The organism is Sinorhizobium garamanticum (assembly GCF_029892065.1).
Classification (GTDB): domain Bacteria; phylum Pseudomonadota; class Alphaproteobacteria; order Rhizobiales; family Rhizobiaceae; genus Sinorhizobium; species Sinorhizobium garamanticum.
This window is the reverse complement of the sequence record NZ_CP120373.1, coordinates 1,314,036-1,334,847: the sequence shown is the minus strand read 5'-3', so window position 1 is coordinate 1,334,847 and position 20,812 is coordinate 1,314,036. Positions and strand designations below refer to the sequence as shown.

The 20,812-nt window shown below is 60.7% G+C and carries 20 protein-coding genes; 9 read left to right on the top strand and 11 right to left on the bottom strand.

Translation table 11 applies throughout. The features are described from left to right. Positions 1–2: 2 nt before the first annotated feature. On the bottom strand, positions 3–662 hold the full coding sequence (locus PZN02_RS06305; protein WP_280660744.1) for a YggS family pyridoxal phosphate-dependent enzyme: 660 nt from the start codon (positions 660–662) through the stop codon (positions 3–5). A gap of 213 nt (positions 663–875) precedes the next feature. Here PZN02_RS06305 and leuS point away from each other — a divergent pair, with 213 nt between their 5' ends. From leuS to holA, 3 genes are read left to right on the top strand one after another with little or no spacing between them, the layout of a single operon-like run. Further along, positions 876–3,506 carry a leucine--tRNA ligase gene (gene leuS, locus PZN02_RS06300; protein WP_280660743.1) on the top strand — a complete coding sequence of 877 codons (2,631 nt, stop codon included), beginning with the start codon at positions 876–878 and terminating at the stop codon, positions 3,504–3,506. Further along, the gene (locus PZN02_RS06295) at positions 3,493–4,038 is read left to right on the top strand and encodes an LPS assembly lipoprotein LptE (protein WP_280660742.1); all 546 of its coding nucleotides are present in this window, start codon (positions 3,493–3,495) and stop codon (positions 4,036–4,038) included. Before leuS ends, PZN02_RS06295 begins: the two co-directional genes overlap by 14 nt. 10 nt (positions 4,039–4,048) lie before the next feature. Beyond that, positions 4,049–5,083, top strand: a complete 1,035-nt coding sequence (gene holA / locus PZN02_RS06290; RefSeq protein WP_280660741.1) for a DNA polymerase III subunit delta — start codon at positions 4,049–4,051, stop codon at positions 5,081–5,083. A gap of 227 nt (positions 5,084–5,310) precedes the next feature. On the opposite strand, the gene PZN02_RS06285 is transcribed toward holA, so the two are convergent. The 8 genes from PZN02_RS06285 to hemE form a co-directional block, all read right to left on the bottom strand. Further along, positions 5,311–6,201: a ParB/RepB/Spo0J family partition protein gene (locus PZN02_RS06285; protein WP_280660740.1), complete on the bottom strand. Its 891-nt coding sequence runs from the start codon at positions 6,199–6,201 to the stop codon at positions 5,311–5,313. A gap of 33 nt (positions 6,202–6,234) precedes the next feature. Beyond that, on the bottom strand, positions 6,235–7,029 hold the full coding sequence (locus tag PZN02_RS06280; protein WP_280660739.1) for a ParA family protein: 795 nt from the start codon (positions 7,027–7,029) through the stop codon (positions 6,235–6,237). A 15-nt stretch (positions 7,030–7,044) separates the two neighbouring features. After that, a complete protein-coding gene (gene rsmG, locus PZN02_RS06275; RefSeq protein WP_280660738.1) occupies positions 7,045–7,686 on the bottom strand; it encodes a 16S rRNA (guanine(527)-N(7))-methyltransferase RsmG in 642 nt (213 codons plus the stop codon). Further along, positions 7,683–9,566: a tRNA uridine-5-carboxymethylaminomethyl(34) synthesis enzyme MnmG gene (gene mnmG, locus PZN02_RS06270; RefSeq protein WP_280660737.1), complete on the bottom strand. Its 1,884-nt coding sequence runs from the start codon at positions 9,564–9,566 to the stop codon at positions 7,683–7,685. Before mnmG ends, rsmG begins: the two co-directional genes overlap by 4 nt. A gap of 106 nt (positions 9,567–9,672) precedes the next feature. After that, positions 9,673–10,998 carry a tRNA uridine-5-carboxymethylaminomethyl(34) synthesis GTPase MnmE gene (gene mnmE, locus PZN02_RS06265; protein WP_280661403.1) on the bottom strand — a complete coding sequence of 442 codons (1,326 nt, stop codon included), beginning with the start codon at positions 10,996–10,998 and terminating at the stop codon, positions 9,673–9,675. Between the two features lie 478 nt (positions 10,999–11,476). Further along, positions 11,477–12,742, bottom strand: coding sequence for a transcription termination factor Rho (gene rho, locus PZN02_RS06260; RefSeq protein ID WP_280660735.1), 1,266 nt, complete (start codon positions 12,740–12,742; stop codon positions 11,477–11,479). 194 nt (positions 12,743–12,936) lie between these two features. Further along, positions 12,937–13,479 (bottom strand): protoporphyrinogen oxidase HemJ, encoded by a 543-nt coding sequence (gene hemJ / locus PZN02_RS06255; RefSeq protein ID WP_280660734.1) that lies wholly within the window; start codon positions 13,477–13,479, stop codon positions 12,937–12,939. Next, positions 13,476–14,507, bottom strand: a complete 1,032-nt coding sequence (hemE, locus tag PZN02_RS06250) for a uroporphyrinogen decarboxylase (protein WP_280660733.1) — start codon at positions 14,505–14,507, stop codon at positions 13,476–13,478. The genes hemJ and hemE overlap by 4 nt, the downstream gene beginning before the upstream one ends. 406 nt (positions 14,508–14,913) lie before the next feature. Between hemE and PZN02_RS06245 the strand changes: the two genes are divergently transcribed. The 5 genes from PZN02_RS06245 (at position 14,914) to dnaQ (ending at position 18,614) form a co-directional block, all read left to right on the top strand. Further along, entirely contained in the window at positions 14,914–15,735 is an 822-nt protein-coding gene (locus PZN02_RS06245) for a pyruvate, water dikinase regulatory protein (protein ID WP_280660732.1), read from the top strand. A gap of 28 nt (positions 15,736–15,763) precedes the next feature. Next, positions 15,764–16,363 carry a Maf-like protein gene (locus PZN02_RS06240; protein ID WP_280660731.1) on the top strand — a complete coding sequence of 200 codons (600 nt, stop codon included), beginning with the start codon at positions 15,764–15,766 and terminating at the stop codon, positions 16,361–16,363. Further along, positions 16,356–17,216: a shikimate dehydrogenase gene (locus PZN02_RS06235; protein WP_280660730.1), complete on the top strand. Its 861-nt coding sequence runs from the start codon at positions 16,356–16,358 to the stop codon at positions 17,214–17,216. The genes PZN02_RS06240 and PZN02_RS06235 overlap by 8 nt, the downstream gene beginning before the upstream one ends. Next, entirely contained in the window at positions 17,213–17,797 is a 585-nt protein-coding gene (gene coaE / locus PZN02_RS06230) for a dephospho-CoA kinase (protein WP_280660729.1), read from the top strand. Before PZN02_RS06235 ends, coaE begins: the two co-directional genes overlap by 4 nt. A 118-nt stretch (positions 17,798–17,915) precedes the next feature. Continuing rightward, complete coding sequence (gene dnaQ, locus PZN02_RS06225; protein WP_280660728.1) at positions 17,916–18,614, top strand: DNA polymerase III subunit epsilon; 699 nt, start codon at positions 17,916–17,918, stop codon at positions 18,612–18,614. A gap of 112 nt (positions 18,615–18,726) precedes the next feature. On the opposite strand, the gene secB is transcribed toward dnaQ, so the two are convergent. Both secB and PZN02_RS06215 read right to left on the bottom strand, forming a co-directional pair. Then, on the bottom strand, positions 18,727–19,230 hold the full coding sequence (gene secB / locus PZN02_RS06220) for a protein-export chaperone SecB (RefSeq protein ID WP_280660727.1): 504 nt from the start codon (positions 19,228–19,230) through the stop codon (positions 18,727–18,729). A gap of 241 nt (positions 19,231–19,471) precedes the next feature. Continuing rightward, on the bottom strand, positions 19,472–19,978 hold the full coding sequence (locus PZN02_RS06215; protein ID WP_280660726.1) for an FxsA family protein: 507 nt from the start codon (positions 19,976–19,978) through the stop codon (positions 19,472–19,474). A gap of 134 nt (positions 19,979–20,112) precedes the next feature. Between PZN02_RS06215 and PZN02_RS06210 the strand changes: the two genes are divergently transcribed. Then, positions 20,113–20,811 carry a Tim44/TimA family putative adaptor protein gene (locus PZN02_RS06210; protein ID WP_280660725.1) on the top strand — a complete coding sequence of 233 codons (699 nt, stop codon included), beginning with the start codon at positions 20,113–20,115 and terminating at the stop codon, positions 20,809–20,811. Position 20,812: the final 1 nt, after the last annotated feature.

The window sequence follows — 20,812 nt, the reverse complement described above, 5'->3', positions numbered from 1 at the left end:
CCTCAGCGCGCCCCAAAAATCGCCGAGCCAACCCGGACGCTGGTGGCGCCGAAGGCGATTGCCGTCTCGAAATCACCAGACATGCCCATCGAGAGCTTGTCGAGACCGCATTCGGCGGCAAGCTTCGCAAGTAGCGCGAAATGCGGGCCGGGATTCTCGTCGACCGGAGGAATGCACATCAGGCCCTCGATCTTCATCGCCAGTTCGCTGCGACAAAGCTCGACGAAGGCGGCGGTGTCTTCCGGGGCGACGCCCGCCTTCTGCGGTTCAAGACCGGTGTTGACCTGGACATAGAGACGAAGATTGCGTCCCTGCCGCTTCATCTCGGCGGAAACCGCCCGTGCAATCTTCTCGCGATCGATGGTCTCGATGACATCGAAGAGCGCGACCGCATCCGCGGCCTTGTTCGACTGCAGCGGGCCGATCAGATGCAGTTCGATATCCGGCGTCTCGAGACGGAGCGCTGGCCACTTGCGCTCTGCCTCCTGGACGCGATTTTCGCCGAACACGCGCTGGCCTGCGGCAATCGCCGGACGTATCGCGTCGGCATCGAAGGTTTTCGACACGGCGACCAGAGTGACGGCATCGTCGGGCCGTTTTGCCGCTTTTTCGCTGGTGCGAATCCGGCTCACGACATCGTTCAACCACTCCTGCACTTCCATCCTTGCGCTCCCACGTCCGAAGACCACGATAAACCTTCTCTGCCGCTTATTGAAACTTGCGATCCTTGCCAAGGCCTGTCCGCCTAAACATGGCCAAAGTGCACTGCCAACCCCTTCAAAACTTGACGCTCAAGCGGTTTCGTGATGAAGGTCACGCAGCTATCATGAGGGTGCCTGAGCGCCCCCCAGAATTTCCGGAACATCGAAAAAGACATGGCGACCGAACGATATAATCCGCGTGATGCCGAACCGCGCTGGCAGCAGGAATGGGATGCAGGCAAGGTCTTCGAGACCAGCAACGACGACCCGCGCGAAAAATACTACGTGCTCGAGATGTTCCCCTATCCCTCGGGCCGTATCCACATGGGGCACGTGCGCAACTACACCATGGGTGACGTCGTTGCCCGCTACAAGCGCGCCCGCGGCTTCAACGTGCTGCACCCGATGGGCTGGGATGCCTTCGGCATGCCGGCGGAAAACGCCGCCATGGAACGCGGGGTACATCCGGCGAGCTGGACCTATCAGAACATCGCCTCGATGAAGGCGCAGTTGAAGGTGATGGGCCTGTCGCTCGACTGGAACCGCGAGTTCGCCACCTGCGACCCGGCCTATTACCAGCGCCAGCAACATCTCTTCCTCGATTTCCTCGAGAAGGGTCTCGTCTACCGCAAGCAGTCGAAGGTCAATTGGGACCCGGTCGACAACACCGTACTTGCCAACGAGCAGGTGATCGACGGTCGCGGCTGGCGTTCCGGCGCATTGGTAGAGCAGCGCGAACTGACGCAATGGTTCTTCCGCATCACCGATTTCAGCCAAGACCTGCTCGACGCACTCGACGGGCTTGACCAGTGGCCGGAAAAGGTCCGGCTGATGCAGAAGAACTGGATCGGCCGCTCCGAGGGTCTGCTGGTGCGATGGGAGCTCGATGCCGCGACCGTTCCGGACGGAACGACAGAACTGACCGTCTATACGACACGCCCCGATACGCTTTTCGGCGCCTCGTTTCTGGCAATTTCGGCGGACCACCCGCTCGCCAAGGAGGCCGCCGCCAAGAATGCCGAGATCGAGGCCTTCTGCGAGGAATGCCGGCGCGCCGGCACCTCGCTCGCTGCGCTCGAAACGGCCGAAAAGAAAGGCATCGATACCGGCATTCGCGCAAAGCACCCGCTCGATCCGAGCTGGGAACTGCCGGTTTATATCGCCAATTTCGTGCTGATGGACTACGGCACGGGCGCCATCTTCGGCTGCCCGTCCGGTGACCAGCGCGACCTGGACTTCGCCCGTAAATACGGCCTGCCGGTCATCCCCGTGGTGATGCCGAAGGAAGCCGACGCGGCGAGCTTCAAGATCGAGAACGAAGCCTATGTCGGCGACGGGGTAATGATCAATTCGCGCTTCCTCGACGGCCTTTCGACGGAGGAAGCCTTCGAGACGGTCGCCTCGAGGCTCGAGAAGGAGATGCTGGGCGGCACGCCGCGCGCGGAGCGGAGGGTCAATTTCCGCCTGCGCGACTGGGGCATCTCGCGGCAGCGCTATTGGGGCTGCCCGATTCCGGTGATCCATTGCGACGACTGTGGCGTGGTGCCGGTGCCGAAGGCGGACCTGCCCGTGACGCTGCCGCCGGACGTGACCTTCGACAAGCCAGGCAATCCGCTCGATCGTCATCCGACCTGGCGGCATGTCGCCTGCCCTGAGTGCGGCAAGGACGCCCGGCGCGAAACCGATACCATGGACACCTTCGTCGATTCCTCCTGGTACTTCACGCGCTTCACCGCGCCCTGGGAGGACAATCCGACCGACCCGAAAGTCGCCAACCATTGGCTCCCGGTCGACCAGTATATCGGCGGCATCGAGCACGCGATCCTGCACCTGCTCTATTCGCGCTTCTTCACCCGCGCGATGAAGGCGACGGGCCACGTGGCACTCGACGAACCGTTCAAGGGCCTGTTCACCCAGGGCATGGTGGTGCACGAGACCTACAGCCGCGGTGAGGGCGCCCAGCGCGAATGGATCACGCCGGCCGAGGTCCGCGTCGAGGAAATCGACGGTGAGCGGCGCGCGCTTCTGATCGAGACCGGCGAGGAAATCGCCATCGGTTCGATCGAGAAGATGTCGAAGTCGAAGAAGAACGTTGTCGATCCGGACGACATCATCGGCTCCTACGGCGCCGACACGGCCCGCTTCTTCGTGCTTTCTGATTCGCCGCCGGATCGCGACGTGATCTGGTCCGAAGCGGGCGTCGAGGGAGCTCATCGTTTCGTTCAGCGCGTCTGGAGGCTCATCGCCGAGGCCGCGGAAAACCTGCGCCCAATTGAAGCTTCGCCGGCCAAGGAAGGCGACGGCCTCGCTATCTCCCAAGCCGCGCACAGGACGCTGCGCGCGGTCGAAGCCGACTACGATAAGCTCGCCTTCAACAAGGCGGTCGCGCGGATCTACGAACTCGTCAACGTTCTGGCAGCTCCGCTGACCCAGGTGGCCAGCGGCAAGACCGATCCGGCGGTCACGGCGGCGGTCAAGGACGCCGTTGCAATCCTGATCAATCTGATCGCGCCGATGATGCCGCACCTGGCGGAAGAATGCTGGCGCGAAATCGGCGGCGACGGCTTGATTGCCGAGCGCGCCTGGCCGAGCTTTGACCCGGTCCTGGTCGTCGAGAACGAAATCACCCTGCCGGTCCAGATCAACGGCAAGAAGCGCGCCGATTTGACAATCGCCCGCGACGCTGATCAGAGTGCGATCGAACGCGCCGTGCTTGCTCTCGACGCCGTCAAAGCGGCGCTCAACGGCAGCAACCCGAAAAAGATCATCGTCGTGCCGCAGAGGATCGTCAATGTCGTTGTCTGATAAAGCCGCCCTTCGCCTCCGGTCATTTCCGATACTGGCGGGCGGCCTGCTGCTGACCGCCTTGGCGGGTTGCCAAGTGAGGCCGCTTTACTCCGACGGCCCAACCGGCTCGACATCGGTGGCACTCGCCTCGATCGAGATCTCGGAGGCCGACGACCGTGTCGAGCAGGAGGTGCGCAACGCCCTCGTCTTCCTCGCCTCGCGCGGCGCTGGCGAGCCGGTCAATCCGCAGTACCATCTCGCACTCAACGTTTCGCACCGGACCATGGGTGTGCTGTTTGACACGACGGATAATGACCGTGACGATGACGACGCGGGAGCCGGCCGCATTGTCGTGAAGGCGGACTACAACCTGACTAAAACCGCCACCGGCGAAACCGTGAGGGCGGGCAACCGAACAGCCGTCGCGCTGGTCGACTTCCCTCAGCAGGAATTCGCCAAGGTTCGCGCCATTCGCGACGGCGAGAACCGCGCAGCGAAGGAACTGGCGGAGATCATCGGCGCCGACATCGCAGCGGCCCTCGGCCGCTGATCCGGGTCCGATGAGCGAGATCAAGTCGCACGAGTTCGACGGCTTCCTGCAGAGGGCGGCTGGAAGCTACCGGCTTTTCTTGCTCTATGGCCCCGATCGCGGTCTCGTTTCCGAACGCGCCGCTTCGCTTGCTTCAAGATTCGGCATCCCGCTCGATGACCCGTTTGCCGTCGTCAAGCTCGACGCCAGCGACCTGCAGCAGGATCCCGGGCGATTGCTTGACGAGGTCAATGCCATCGGCCTTTTTGGCGGCGAGAAGCTCGTCTGGATCCGCGGCGCCTCAACCGAGAAGGCGCTTTCCGAAGCTTTGCAGATCCTTACCGATGAGCCGCCCACCGGCAGCTACCTCATCATAGAGGCCGGCGACCTTAAGAAGGGGGCTGCCCTTCGAAAGGCCGGCGAATCAGCCCGTTCAATTGCGTCGATCGCCTGCTACAGCGACGACGCCCGCAGCCTGCACGCGCTCATCGATCAGGAACTCGCCGAAGCAGGGCTTCGACTGAGCCCGGCCGCACGCGAGCGCCTGCTCGGAGCGCTTGGCGGCGATCGTCTTGCCTCGCGCAATGAGGTGCGAAAACTCGCGCTTTACTGCCGCGGCAAGGAGATGGTGGACGAGGGCGACGTGCTCGATATCGTCGGCGATGCCAGCGCGATTTCTGTCGACGATGCGGTCGATGCCGTGCTGAAGGGCGACGTGGACGCGCTGCTCCACGCCATGAGGAAGATTACAACGTCGAAGACGCCGCCGTTTCTCGTGCTCCAGGCTTGCCTGCGGCAGTTCCAGCAACTGGACGCCATGCGCGCCGAAATAGACGCCAGCCGCCAATCTTCGAGCCAAGTGATCGCCAGCCTCGGAAGGAACCTGCATTTCCGGCGCAAACCGATTGTCGAAGCAGCACTTCGGCACTGGACCGGGCCGGCAATCCGGCGGGAAATGAGCCGGCTACAGGCGACGATCTATCAAAGCCGTACACGGCCGAGCCTCGAAGATAGCCTCGTTCTGCAGAACCTCCTGGCGATCACCGTTCAGTCGGCACGGCGTTGAAAATTCGCCGCCGGTTCAATGTTTTGAGGCCGCAGACATCGCCCACCTGATCGCATTGTCGAGATGCGGCGGGAGCACGATGCACTGCCAGTTTGGCCGAAGCGCCACGCACATCCGATCGGCCTCGACAACCGGGACATTGCCCAGTTACGGCGCCGCCGCGCCTTCTTGTGAAGGCGCGGAACAGAAAAACACTGAAAGATCAATGCGTTACGCTATTGGACGCGTTAGCGGCGCTCCAGCAACCGGCAGATCTCTTCGAGCTGGTCGAGCGTCTTATAAGCGATGCGCAGGTGCCCGCCGGACGCCTTGTGGCTGACGGTAACTTCGAGCCCGAGGCTGTCTGACAGCGTGCGCTCGAGCGCCAGGGTATCGGCATCCTTTTCCTCGCGGCGCGGCGCTTTGGCGAAATTGGGATCGTTTTGCGCCCGGATGTCGTTCTGCGCCAGGCGTTCGGCCTCGCGCACCGAAAGCCCCTTTGCGACGATATTGCGCGCCAGGGCCACCGGGTCGGAGGTCGGGACCAGCGCCCGTGCATGGCCGGCCGACAGGCTGCCATCCGACAGCATGTCACGCACCGGTTCCGGCAGCTTCAGCAGTCGCAGGCTGTTCGCCACATGGCTGCGGCTCTTGCCGATGATGTCGCCGAGGTCATTTTGCGTATAGCCGTGTTCAGCGATCAGCTGTTCGTAGCCCAGCGCCTCTTCGAGCGGGTTGAGATCGGATCGCTGGACGTTCTCGACGATCGCGATTTCCAGCGCAGTGCGATCGTCCACGTCCCGCACAATCACCGGGATCTCGGTAAAACCCGCAAGTTGGGCCGCCCGCCAGCGGCGCTCGCCGGCAATGATCTCGTAGCGGTCGTGACCAACGGTGCGCACGACGACCGGTTGCACGATGCCGTGCTGGCGGATCGAGCTCGCCAGATCCTGCAGTTCCGCTTCGTCAAACTGGCGGCGCGGGTTGCGGGGATTGCGCGATACAAACTCGATCGGCACACGGCGATCGGGATTGAAGGGCGTCTGCGGGGTGGCGCTCCCTTGCAACGGCTGATCCATTTCGCCGATCAACGCCGCGAGACCGCGGCCCAGACGCCTTTTGGAGCTGTCGTCGTTCATCTGTCATCCAATCTTATTACGATTCCGAAACGATTACGCAGCCTTGCGTTGCCGCTCGCGTTGGATCACTTCGGACGCCAATTGCAGATATGCCTGGCTTCCGGCGCACTTCAAATCGTAGAGAATGGCCGGCTTGCCATAGGAGGGTGCCTCCGAAACCCGGACATTTCGCGGAATTAAAGTGTGATAGACCTTGTCGCCCAGATGGGTGCGGACATCGCTCACGACCTGCTGAGCGAGATTGTTACGGGAATCAAACATCGTCAGGACGATTCCCTGGATATCCAGGCTCGGATTGACCGTCCGACGCACCTGATCGACCGTTTCCAGCAACTGGCTCAAGCCTTCCAGCGCAAAGAACTCGCACTGCAATGGTACAAGCACGGAATGCGCGGCGGCCATCGCATTCATCGTCAGTAGATTGAAGGATGGCGGGCAGTCGACGAGGACATAGGAATAGGCGAGGGCCTCATGGCCCGCGAGCGCCTTGCGAAGGCGAAACACCCGGTCGGATTCCCGAGCGATTTCCATCTCGATGCCGAGCAGATCCATGGTCGAAGGGACGATCGAGAGATTCGGCACCGCCGTGTTTTGGGCGATATCGCCGATCGAATGGCTTCCCATCATCAATTCATAGGAGGAAAGGTGCCGGTCGCGGCGCTGAATCCCGAGGCCGGTGCTGGCATTCCCCTGCGGATCGAGGTCGACAATCAGAACTTTCTCGCCAATTGCGGCCAAAGCGGTCGCAAGATTGATTGCGGTTGTCGTTTTTCCGACCCCGCCTTTCTGGTTAGCAATTGTGATAATCCGATTTCTGGGGCCAAACATGTTTTCGCTCGCCTATCACTTCGTCCGACGTGAAAGATTTGCAATCTCGAGCACGACCGAATCTCGCTCGACGACACTCGCATGTTTTACCAGATCGAATTGAAACCGGCTAACGGCTTTGTCGATTTCCTGCTGGTAATCCCGCCCTTTATGAAAGTATGCGACCGCATTGGCACCTTCTCCGAGCATCCAAGGGGCGCAATAGTCCAGCAATTGGCTCAGATCGGCGAGTGCACGTGCCGAAATGGCGTCGCAGTGAGGGATGATTGCACTCGCGTTTTCGATTCGAATCGGGTGCACGGAGCCCCGGGCGCCGGTTTCGTTCAGCGCGACGCGCAGAAAGGCGCATTTCTTGTTGTTGCTTTCGACCAGATGGACCCAACCGTCAGCGAGCTCCGACAGGCAGATCGCCGTTATTACGCCGGGAAACCCACCGCCACTGCCGAGATCGACCCAGACCTTCGGCGTCGGCGCCAGTTGGAAGATCTGCAGGCTGTCGACGATGTGGCGCCGCCATAGATCCTCGAGTGTCGACGGCGCGACGAGGTTTATCGACTTCGCCCATTTCTGAAACAGGGCGCCAAAGTGCTCGAGTTTCTCGATCGTTTCACGTGAAACACGCAATCCGTTCAAGCTTCCGGCCAGACTCGTTTTCATTGTAAGGCTTGCCTCGCCACACGCAGCTCTTCACGATCCTGGCGCTTCAGCCAGGTGAGGATCAGCGACACCGCCGCCGGAGTCATACCGTCGACCTTCGTTGCCTGGGCCAGATTGCGCGGTCTTTGTTGGGTCAGCTTCTGCTTCAACTCGTTCGATAATCCCGGCAGCAGACTATAGTCGAAGTCCTCGGGAATGCTGGTGCTTTCTTCGCGGCGAATGCCAGCAATGTCTGCCGCCTGCCTTTCCATATAGACCGCATAGGCGGCGTCGATCTCCAGCGCTTCGACGACACGCCCGTCGATCGTCGCAAGTTCCGGCCATAGCGGCTTCAACCCGTCGATCGATTGCTCGGGGTAGGACAGGATCTCAAACGCGGATCGGCGCTGGCCATCCTGATTGAGCTTCAGGCCAAACCGCTTACCCTCCGTCGGTGTGATGGAAAGAGCCTGCAACAGCGCGCGACCGCGCTCATAGCTGCCTCTCCAGTCTTCGAACCGCTGCCGACGGCTCTCGCCCACTAGGCCCAGGTCGATACCGATCGGCGTCAGCCGCATGTCGGCGTTATCGGCTCGAAGCGACAGCCGATACTCGGCGCGCGATGTAAACATCCGATAGGGCTCGGCGATGCCACGCGACGTCAGATCATCGATCATAACGCCGATGTAGGAATCGGTGCGGCTGAAATGGAACGGTGCGCGGCCCGACGCGGCAAGAGCGGCATTCAATCCCGCGACCAAGCCCTGGGCCCCCGCCTCTTCATAACCCGTCGTGCCATTGATCTGGCCGGCAAGAAACAGGCCGGGGGCCTTTCGCACCGCCAGAGAAAGTTCCAGTTCCCGCGGATCGACATGGTCGTATTCGATTGCGTAACCGGGCTGCAGGATCGTCACGTCCTCCAAGCCCGGGATGGTCCTGATGAACGCATCCTGGACTTCCTCGGGCAGCGAGGTCGAAATGCCGTTGGGATAGACAGTGTCGTCGTCCAAGCCCTCCGGCTCCAGGAAGATCTGGTGGCCATCGCGCTCACCAAAGCGAACGATCTTGTCCTCGATCGACGGGCAGTAGCGGGGACCGACGCCTTCGATCTGGCCGGAATACATTGCCGAGCGATGGATGTTCGCGGCGATGAGCCTGTGTGTGGCTTCGGTCGTGCGCGTTACACCGCAGTCGATCTGCCGATTCACGATCTCGTCGGTCAGGAATGAGAATGGCACCGGATCCTCATCCGGCCCCTGGCGACCGACTCGGTCCCAATCGATCGTCCGGCCATCGAGCCGGGCCGGTGTACCCGTCTTCAATCTTCCGAGATTGAGGCCGAAGCGCGCCAATGTTTCCGAAAGACCAAGCGACGGCTCTTCTCCGACACGACCGGCCGGAATCTTGCGATCGCCAATATGGATCAGACCTTTCAGGAAAGTGCCGGTCGTGAGCACAACCGCTGCCGCTTGAAAGGTCCGGCCGTCCTTCATGACAACGCCGCGGACCGCGCCGTCTTCGGTCAGCAGGTCGAAAGCATCACCCTCGATGACCGAAAGATTGTCCACCGCAGCGATAGCGTGCTGCATCGCCTTCCGATAGAGTTTGCGATCTGCCTGCGTCCGGGGACCGCGCACGGCAGGCCCCTTGCGACGGTTAAGCAGGCGAAACTGGATGCCGGCCGCGTCGGCGACGCGTCCCATCAGGCCGTCCAGAGCGTCAATCTCCCGCACCAGATGGCCCTTGCCCAGGCCGCCGATGGCGGGATTGCACGACATGACCCCGATAGTGTCGCGCCTATGCGTGATGAGGGCGGTGCGGGCGCCAAGCCGCGCCGAGGCCGAAGCGGCCTCGCAGCCGGCATGTCCGCCGCCAATCACGATGACATCATAACTCGACATTCCAATGCTCCAGCTACTCAGGGCCCTGATTCTGAATTTCACTCCGCCGAGTCAAGTGGTTTCACGTGAAACGCTGCGATTGACTCGTTATCGTTGTACCGGTCGCTCACTTGCCGATACAAAACTCTGAAAATATCACATCGAGCAGGTTCTCGACATCGACGCGCCCGGTGATTCGGCCGAGAGCATCCCCCGCCACGCGCAGTTGCTCCGCCTGAATGTCCAGCCCCAATGCCTCCGCCGACAGGCTGCGCTCCAGCGCAGCGCTTGCCTGACGGAGGCAGTCGACGTGGCGTTTCCGCGATGGCATCGACAAGGATGTCTTGCCTGCCAGGTCCGGAAGGTATGTTCCCAGCGCCTGCAACAGATCGGCGATGCCCGCGCCTGTCCTGGTTGATAGGAATATATCCGCATCGCTCGGCAGCCACGAAACGTCGTCCCGGTCAATCTTCGTCGCGACCCTTATGATTGGGACGTTTTCCGGAATAGCTTCGCCCGCAGAGAAACGTGCCGGATTATCCGATAGCAGCAGCACGAGATCGGCTCGTCCGATAGTTTCGCGTGCACGGCGAATTCCCTCGCGTTCGATGACCTCATCGGTTTCCCGCAACCCCGCCGTGTCAAACAGTTTCACGGAGAATCCGGCTAATGAAAGGTCGACCGAGATGATGTCTCGGGTCGTCCCGGCGATCTCCGTGACGATCGCGACGTCGCGCTTTGCCAGCGCATTCAAGAGACTCGACTTGCCCGCATTTGGCTCGCCGGCAATGACGATCTTAAGGCCATCGCGAATGATCTCCGCCAGCCCCGCCTGGGCGATATGCTCCTCGATTTCACCGCGGAGCTTCGCCATGTCTTTCCAGATCGAAGCGCTGACCGATCCCGGAACATCATCCTCGTCGGCGAAATCGAGCTCGGCTTCGATCATAGCGCGCGCATGCGTCAGGCGCCGCGCCCAACCTTCGTAAAGCGCCGACTGGCCACCACCCGAATGCTCGAGTGCCAGGCGACGTTGCATCTCGGTCTCGGCCGCGATCAGGTCCGCAAGGCCCTCCACCTCCACCAGGTCCATCTTGCCATTTTGAAACGCGCGCCTCGAAAACTCGCCCGCCTCCGCGTGACGCAGACCGTCAACCTCCGCAAGCTCTTCCAATATCGCGTGGACGACTGCCCGCCCGCCATGCACCTGCATTTCGCAGCAATCCTCGCCGGTGAAGGAAGCCGGTCCCGGAAAGTAAAGCACCAGCCCGCTATCCAGCGGCTCACCGTTTCGAGTCCGAATCGTTCTCAAGGTCGCGGTGCGGGCTGGCGGCAGGGGCCCACAAAGTCGCGCAATTGCCTCGGCTGTGGCCGGGCCGCTGATGCGGACAACGGCAACGCCGGCGGGCAGGGCGCCGCTCGAAAGTGCATAGATCGTATCCGTAAACTGCATTCGGCCACCACGCGTCCCCGAGCACAACACCTTGTCCGCAAGCTCGGTTTTCATCTTCTCTCGTTGAGAGAGTTACTGCATGATTCCTTAAATCGGAATCGACTTAAGGGCAAAATCATGCAGAAATTCAAAGTGCTACAGCGGCCTTTGCGCGTCCGATTGGACGCGCGGCGCTGTGGGGCTAGTTGCGTCGTGGGACCATCATTTTCGCCCGAGCAACTCTCGCTATTTCTGCACGGGTGCAGAGCGCCGCGACTTATGCACCTCCCAGCATGGGAAATCAAGCATCTCCGACTGACCCAGCCGCCCACACACGCCGCAGGACGTGTTTCACGTGAATCATCGTGGAACTGGCATACGACTTCTCTGATCAGCCGCCTTTGGCGAATCCGGCTAAGGGAATGGATTGCCGTAAAACGGAAAATGGCCAGGACGCGACACGCCCCCGGCCATTTTTCACAAAAGACCTGAAACTAGGTCAGGTGTTCATCGATTCGAAGAAGTCGCTGTTGGTCTTCGTCTGTTTCAGCTTGTCGATCAGGAACTCGATCGCATCGGTCGTGCCCATTGGAGCGAGGATGCGGCGCAGAACGAAGATCTTCTGGAGATCCTGCCGCGGCACCAGAAGATCCTCCTTACGTGTGCCGGACTTCAGGATGTCCATAGCCGGGAAGATGCGCTTGTCGGCGACCTTGCGGTCCAGCACGATTTCGGAGTTGCCGGTGCCCTTGAACTCTTCGAAGATCACTTCGTCCATGCGGCTGCCGGTATCGATCAGGGCCGTCGCGATGATCGTCAGCGAGCCGCCTTCCTCGATGTTACGCGCCGCGCCGAAGAAACGCTTCGGACGCTGAAGCGCGTTGGCGTCGACACCGCCGGTGAGCACCTTGCCGGATGACGGCACTACGGTGTTGTAGGCGCGGCCAAGACGGGTAATCGAATCGAGCAGAATGACGACGTCCCTGCCATGCTCGACGAGACGTTTCGCCTTCTCGATGACCATTTCCGCAACCTGGACGTGGCGCGTCGCCGGCTCGTCGAAGGTCGAGGATACCACCTCGCCCTTCACCGAGCGCTGCATGTCGGTCACTTCTTCCGGACGTTCATCGATCAAGAGAACGATCAGATAGCACTCCGGATGGTTCGCGGTGATCGAATGGGCGATGTTCTGCAGGAGCACGGTCTTACCGGTGCGCGGCGGCGCCACGATCAGCCCGCGCTGGCCCTTGCCAAGCGGCGCTACCAGATCGATGACGCGAGCGGAAAGGTCCTTCGACGTCGGAACCTCGAGCTCCATCTTAAACCGCTCGTTCGGGTAGAGCGGCGTCAGGTTGTCGAAGTGCACCTTGTGCCGGATCTTTTCCGGATCGTCGAAGTTTATCGTGTTGACCTTCAGCAGCGCGAAGTAGCGCTCGCCTTCTTTCGGACCGCGAATTGGCCCTTCGACCGTGTCACCGCTCTTCAGCGAAAAGCGTCGGATCTGCGAGGGAGAGATATAGATATCGTCCGGGCCGGGAAGGTAGTTTGCGTTAGCGGAGCGCAGGAAGCCGAAACCGTCCTGCAGCACCTCGACGACGCCTTCACCGATAATCTCGATCTCCTGCGTCGCGAGCATCTTGAGGATTGCGAACATCAGCTCCTGCTTGCGCATCGTGCTGGCATTCTCGACCTCGAGCTCTTCGGCAAAGGCCAGGAGATCGGTCGGCGTCTTGTTCTTAAGTTCTTGAAGCTTCATTTCAGCCATGAAGGGTCCATGTGTCGTATGGGAATGGGAGTTGGCGTGATTTTTGTAAGGGAGCTGCGAGAAGGAGGAGGCAGGCTCTAAACTTTGTCAGGCCACAGGAAGAAGGAGATGGGTGAAAATAGCGATTCACGTGAAACGCCGCAAGGGGCTCACGCAAATTAGCGACAACTATTGCAGCTAAAAATCGATTGAATTCAAAATGGTTTCACCACGACCATGATGACGATGAGAATCATCAGCAGCGTTGGGGCCTCGTTCAGCAGCCGCCAGTAGCGTGCATCACGGCGATTCTCGTCACGCTCGAATGCTTTCACCGCACGGCTGAAATGCACATGCACGATGGTCAAGAGCACGACGAAAAAGAGCTTGGCGTGCAGCCAGCCACCCTGAAAGCCATATACGCTCCAGGCGAGGTAGAGGCCGAGCGCCCACGAGATCATCATCGCCGGGTTCATGATGACCTTGAGCAGGCGCTGCTCCATCATCTTGAACGTCTCGGACTGCGCCGATCCCGGCGCCGCGTCGGTGTGGTAGATGAACAGTCGCGGCATGTAGAGAAGCGCCGCCATCCAGGATATCACCGCAATGACGTGCAGCGCCTTGATCCAGAGGTAGAGATCGTCCGGCTGCAACACGAAGAGGCCGACCAGCAGCAGGGCAAAAGCGGAGAGGGCTATCCAGGCGCGCAGGCGCGCCCTCTTCCCTGGGCCGCTGTCGGTCTGGCGCTCGGCCATCATCGCCTCCCGCGGACACGCGACACCAATGCCGTCACGTTAGCCGGGTCCGCCTGCGGAGTAATCCCGTGTCCGAGATTGAAGATCAGCGGTCCGTTTCCGAGCACATCGAGAATCCGGTCGATTCCGCTTTCCAACGCCGCACCGCCGGCCACGACCCGCATCGGATCCAGATTGCCCTGTACCGGGCCATCCTTCTGCAGCTCAGCCGCGAACGACAGCGGCACCGACCAATCGAGCCCGATCGCATCCGCACCGGTCGACTGCCGGTAGTTCTTGAGCAAGAGCCCCGCGCCTTTAGCGAAGGCAATGACCTTGGCTGACGGCCGCCGTGCTCGAACAGACGCGATCATCCGGCGCACGGGCTCGGCTGCAAAGCGGGCAAATTCCTCCTCGCCGAGCACGCCCGCCCAGGAGTCGAAGATCTGCACCGCATCCGCCCCCGCGTCGAACTGCTCCACCAGGTAGTCCGCGGAGATGTCAGCGAGGAACGCCAGCAGATCGTCAAATTCCTTTGGATAGCGATAGGCGAAGAGGCGGGCAGGGGCCTGATCCGGCGTTCCGTGACCCGCAATCATGTAAGTCGCGACGGTCCATGGCGCGCCACAGAAGCCAAGCAGCGTCGTCTCCGCCGGCAATTCCCGCCGTAGCCGTGAAACTGTCTCGATGACGGGCCGCAGGTGATCGGAGACGCCAGCGGCGTTGAGCCGGGCAATGCCGTCCGCATCGATCGGATCCATCCTCGGCCCATGGCCTTCCTCGAAGCGAACATTTCGATGAAGAGCGTCCGGGATGACCAGGATATCGGAAAAGAGAATCGCCGCATCGAAGGCATAGCGCCGGATGGGCTGCAATGTCACTTCCACAGCCAAATCGGGCGTGTAGCAGAGATCGAGGAAGCTTCCCGCCTTCGTCCGCGTCTCGCGATATTCCGGGAGGTAACGTCCCGCCTGGCGCATGAGCCAGATCGGTGGAGGCCTCAGACATTTCCCGTCCAGCACCTCGAGGACCTTGCGACGTTTCTCGCTCACTCGCGGCTTCTCCCAAAATATAATCAAACTGAATCTAAGAGGTTTCTATTTCTTAGAGTCGGTGACTATCAAGGATTAAAATCCGTCCGCAATTCATCCAAAGACCGTGCAGCCGCCGCCAGACACGTGGAGAAATAAGCCGACCTCCCAGCGCAGAATAAGGAAAGCGCAAAAAACGGCCGAGAATCAGTGCCTTACGTTCATTTCCGGTCTCGTTCTTTCTGTGGACAAGCTGTCGAAACACGTGACATTTTGTCGTCGCCATGAGTCTTGTCCACATGGCCCGTTCGACATTCTCCGGCCGGGTCAAGGATGTGAATAAGTCGGCGCTTTTCCACTTGCCTGAACAGCCGCGGCGCCGTTACCTGTTTCTGTCCCGGCCTATCAACAGCCCCCGGAGAATTGCGTGGAGAACCGAAAAAACTATTTCCACCTGCACCTCGTCTCCGATTCGACGGGCGAAACACTGATTGCCGCGGGACGTGCCGCCGCGGCGCAGTTCCAGTCGTCGCATGCGTTGGAGCATGTCTATCCGCTGATCCGGAACCGGAAGCAGCTCATGCAGGTGCTGGAAGCGATCGACGGTGCGCCGGGTATTGTTCTTTACACGATCGTCGACCGCGAGCTTGCCGACGTGATCAATCAGCGTTGCCGCGAGATCGGTGTCCCCTGCGTCTCGGTGCTCGATCCGATCATCGACTTGTTTCAATCTTATCTTGGCTCGCCGTCCCGCCGCCGGTCGGGGGCGCAACACGTCATGGATGCGGAATATTTCGCCCGGATCGAGGCGCTGAACTTCACCATGGACCATGACGACGGCCAGATGCCGGCGGATTTCGACGAGGCCGATGTCGTTCTTGTCGGCGTAAGTCGGACATCGAAGACGCCGACGAGCATCTATCTTGCCAATCGCGGCATCAAGACGGCGAACATCCCGATCGTGCCCGGCGTGCCGCTGCCGGACGGTCTGCTCAGTGCGACGAAACCGCTGGTCGTCGGGCTTATCGCGACAGCCGACAGGATCGCGCAAGTACGCCAGCACCGCCTGCTCGGAACAACTCAGAGCTTCCACGGTGAAGATTATACCGACCGGGCCTCGATCGCCGAGGAGTTGAAATATGCCCGCTCGCTTTGCGCGCGCAACAATTGGCCAATGATCGACGTGACGCGCCGCTCGATCGAGGAAACTGCCGCCGCGATCGTTGCCCTGCGTCCGCGGCTCAGATAGAGCGAAGCGAAGGATCCGGGATAGAACAATGACGACTCCCCTTGTGTTGGCATCCGCCAGTCCATTTCGCCGAGCCCTGTTGGAAAACGCCGGGCTTGTGTTTCAGGCGAGGGCGGCGCAGGTCGATGAGCGGGCATTGGAGCAGCCGCTTGAGGCTGCAGGCGCCTCGCCTGTCGACGTCGCGCTGGCTTTGGCTGAGGCCAAGGCAAAGGATGTTGGGCGGCATTTCGAAGGCGCGCTCGTCATCGGTTCGGACCAGACGATGTCACTCGAGTCGCGCGTCTATCACAAGCCCAAGGATATGGCGGAGGCTGCCGATCACCTCCTCTCGCTGTCCGGCAAGACGCACAGTCTGAACAGCGCGGTTGTTCTTGTCCGTGACGGGGAGGTCGTCTGGCGCCACGTTTCGTCGGCCCACATGACCGTGCGCCCGCTTAGTCGGGGCTTCATCGAAAGACACCTTGCAAGGGTTGGCGAGAAGGCGCTTGCCAGCGTCGGCGCCTATCAGCTCGAAGGCGAGGGCATCCAGCTCTTCGAAAAGATCGAAGGCGACTATTTTACGATTCTCGGTTTGCCGATGCTGCCGCTACTTTCCAAACTCCGTGACCTGGGCTCGATCGATGCGTGATTCACGTGAAACATTTGTTAACCATGCCTTCGTCACCGGATTTCCGGTGAAGCATTCGCGCTCGCCGCTGATCCACGGCTACTGGCTGAGGGAGCTGGGGATCGCCGGTAGCTACCAGGCCCATGAGGTCTCGCCGGAAGATTTTCCGGATTTCATGCGTCAATTGAAGAGCGGCGCCTCCGGTTTCTGCGGCGGCAATGTCACCATTCCACATAAGGAAGCCGCTTTCCGTCTTTCCGATCGGCCGGACGAGCTGAGCGCCGAGCTCGGTGCTGCCAATACCTTGTGGGTCGAGGACGGAGAGATTTGCGCGACGAACACCGACGGGCAAGGCTTCGTCGCCAACCTCGACGAGCGCGCGGAAGGATGGGACCAGATTTCGACCGCCGTCGTCCTCGGCGCCGGCGGTGCCAGCCGCGCCGTCATCCAGGCGGTTCGCGACCGCGGCATCAAGGCGATTCATGTGGTCAACCGGACGCCGGCGCGGGCACAGGAATTGGCGGATCGTTTTGGCGCCGCTGTTCACGCTCACCCGCTCGGGGCTCTGTCCGAAGTGATGACCGAGGCCGGGCTCTTCATCAACACAACCTCGCTTGGCATGGATGGCGAACCGGCGCCCGAGATCGATTTCTCGATGTTGGCCAAGGATGCCGTTGTCACGGACATCGTCTATGTGCCACTGAAAACACCGTTGCTGCGCCAGGCCGAAGCGCAGGGCTTTGCGATTGTCGATGGGCTTGGCATGCTGTTGCATCAGGCGGTGCCTGGATTTGAAAAATGGTTTGGCCGTCGGCCGGTCGTCGACGAAACCCTTCGGCAGCTCATCATTGACGATATGGACAGTCACAAATGATCATTGTCGGCCTCACGGGATCAATCGGAATGGGCAAGTCGACCGCGGCAGAGATGTTCCGCGAGCTCGGCGTCCCGGTGAATGATGCCGACGAAGCCGTACACGAGCTCTATCGCGGTGAGGCCGTGGCGTCTGTCGAGGCGGCGTTTCCCGGCGTGGTAAAGGACGGCGTCATCGACCGGACGGAACTGTCACGGCAGCTTCTCGCGGCGCCGCAGCGGCTTGGCGAACTGGAGCAAATCGTCCATCCGCTCGTTCGTGCCAAGGAGAGGGAATTTATTGCCACGTACCGGGCCGCCGGTGCCCCCTTTGTGGTCCTCGATATACCGCTGCTTTTCGAGACGAAGGCGGAAGGACGCGTCGACCAGGTCGTTGTCGTCACCTGCGCGCCCGAAATACAGCGGGAAAGGGTGATGAAGCGACCGGGAATGACGCCGGAAAAATTCGCCATGATCCTCGCGCGCCAGGTCCCCGACAGCGAAAAGCGCGCGCGGGCGGACCACATCATCGACACGAGCGACAGTTTCGATGTCACCCGAGAGCAAATTCGGTCGGTCGTCGACCGATTGCGCGCGAGCTAGCGGATGGGCCGCATGCGCGGCGGATTTTTGCGCCAGACGGCCATTCAAGTTGCTAGAATCAGTCACGCGTGGTTCCGGATTGATTCGCTCCGATCCAGCGTGACCCAGGAGAGATTGTATGCGTGAAATCATCTTCGACACGGAAACGACCGGCCTCGACAGCCGCGATGACCGCGTGATCGAAATTGGCGGCGTCGAGCTCGAGAACCAGTTTCCGACGGGGCGCACGCTGCATCTCTACATCAATCCGGGCGACCGCAAGGTCCATCCGGATGCCTTGGCCGTTCACGGCATCACCGACGAGTTCCTGAAGGACAAGCCCACCTTTGCCGATGTCGCCGACCAGATCCTTGATTTCTTCGGCGGCGCGCGCTGGGTGGCGCACAACGCGACGTTCGACATCAGCTTTATCAATACCGAATTTGCCCGTTTGGGCCTTCCGCCGGTGGCAGGTGAACTGGTGACGGACACCCTCGTGCTTGCCAGGCGAAAACATCCGATGGGTCCGAATTCGCTCGATGCCCTCTGCCGCCGGTATGGCATCGACAATTCTCATCGCGCCAAGCACGGCGCGCTGCTCGATTCGGAACTGCTCGCGGAAGTCTACATCGAGATGATCGGCGGCCGGCAGGCGGCGCTCGGCCTCGTGACGGGCGTGGCCGGAGGCCAGACGATCGAAGCGGAGGAGGGGCCGATTATCGTCCTGCAGAGACCGAGACCCTTGCCCGCCCGGTTGACGGAGGTCGAGATTGCGGCGCATGCCGCCCTTATCGCCAAGATCGGCACCAAGGCAATCTGGTCGAAATACGAGTGCTGAATGAAAAAGGCCCGGCGAAAACCGGGCCTTTTCCTCAAGGGTAAAGCAATTCCAGAAGAGTGCGTAACGTTTTCCGTCCGGAATTGCGTCGTCCAAAGAGTTGGATGGCCGATCAGTTGGCCGTGTCGTTGCTGTTGGCGACCTGAGCGCGGACCTTTTCCTCGGCCATGCGCTGGGCAAACATCTGCGCAAAATCGATCGGGTCGATCATCAGCGGCGGGAAGCCGCCGTTACGGGTTGCGTCGGAGACGATCTGGCGTGCAAAGGGGAAGAGCAGACGCGGGCACTCAATGAAGAGCAGCGGCAGCATGTGTTCCTGCGGGAAACCGGAAACGCGGAACACACCGCCGTAGGCGAGTTCGACGTTGAACAGAACCTTGTCGCCGTCCTTCGCTTCCGCGTTCAGTGACAGAACGACATCGAAATCGTTCTCGGCGAGCGGATTGGCGTTGACGTTGACATTGATGTTGATCGACGGCGCACGTTCACGAGCCTGCAGAGAACGCGGCGCACCGGGATTCTCGAAGGAAAGATCCTTGACATACTGGGCCAGGATGTTGAGCGCGGGGCTTTGCTGCGTGCCGCCGTTGCCAGTGGATGCGGTATCAGTCGTCATAAGGGTTTCCTCGGACTTCAAATCAGTGAGGCCATCTATCATTTCGGGCATGGGCTTACAACCCTTGCCGCCCGGGCCTCTCTTGGGGAGCGGGACAAGCGATTTTCGCCCTTTCCCGTAGCGTGCGGCGTATATTATAGACCTGTTGCCACGCCGATGGGCTACTGCATGTTCCCTAGATCGTACTCGCTGCGCTGTAGAAGCGCGAAGACGCTATCCCGCTTGCTATCGTTTTAGATTTCTACCGGGAGATCCGGTTCGTCGGCGAGGACCCGTCGTCATCCTTCTTCTCGCGGGAGAATTCGTCTTCGTTCAGGTCGATGACGTGCGGTCCGGTGCGTTCTTCGCGTCCGCCAGGACCAGAGCGGTAGAAACCCGTTCCGGCCGTCACTATAGTCATTCTTGTCTGCAGGAATGTGGCGACAGCACGCCTTACCGGTGGTAGGAACAAGATGAGGCCAATGATGTCGCTGATGAAGCCTGGCACGATCAGGAGGATAGCGGCGACGAAAACCAGCGCACCCTCGAGAACCTCGCGGCCCGGGTCGCGGCCCGCCCGAGCGGATTCCTGAACGCGGCGAAACACCTCGAAACCCTGGACGCGTAGCAGCGCGATACCGACTGCGCCGCTCAGGAATACGAGGAGCAGCGTCATGAGCAGCCCAACTTCGCGACCGACGATGACGAAGCCGGCGATTTCCGCGAGCGGCAGCCCGAGGATGACGAGCGGAAGGATCAAGGAACGCATCGACGGCACTCGTCAGAAGTTTCGTGCAATTGGTTGGCCTCCGGTTTAAGGGTGCGACATCGCCATTTGAATGGTTTATCCTTGCGGACTATATGGGATAGTAAAAGAAAATCTAACAGCGGTTCCGGGTGGAAATGGGCTCTTTTGACTTCATCACGTTTTTTTTCCTGATCGCTGCCGTGGTCATCTTTCTGCAGTTGCGCAGCGTTCTGGGGCGCCGGACCGGCAGTGAACGCCCGCCTTTCGATCCCTATTCGCCGCGCGAGGTGAGCAAGGGTCCGGAGGGCGCCGACAATGGCAAGGTCGTGCAACTTCCACGCCGCGAAAGCGCCGTCGAAGACGAGTCTCGCTACGCGGCCATCGATGCCGTCGCCAAGGCGGGCACGCCTTTGAACGGCCAACTCAGGGCCTTGAGCGACGCCGACCGCAGCTTCAATCCGGAGGACTTCGTCAACGGCGCCAAGATGGCCTATGAGATGATCGTCATGGCTTTCGCCGACGGCGACCGCAAGACACTGAAGGGACTGCTGTCGCGCGAGGTCTATGAGGGCTTCGATGCCGCCATTTCCGAACGGGAAGCCAAGGGCGAGGTGGTCAAGTCGACTTTTGTCGGCATCGAGAAGGCCGACATCACCCATGCCGAGATCAAGGACAACGAGGAAAATATCACCGTCCGGATCATCAGCCAGCTCATCTCGGCCACCTATGACAAGCAGGGCAAACTGATCGACGGCGATGCGGACTCCGTTGCCGAAGTGAACGACCTTTGGACCTTTTCGCGTGATATTCGATCGCGCGATCCCAACTGGAAACTGATCGCTACGGAAAACTGAG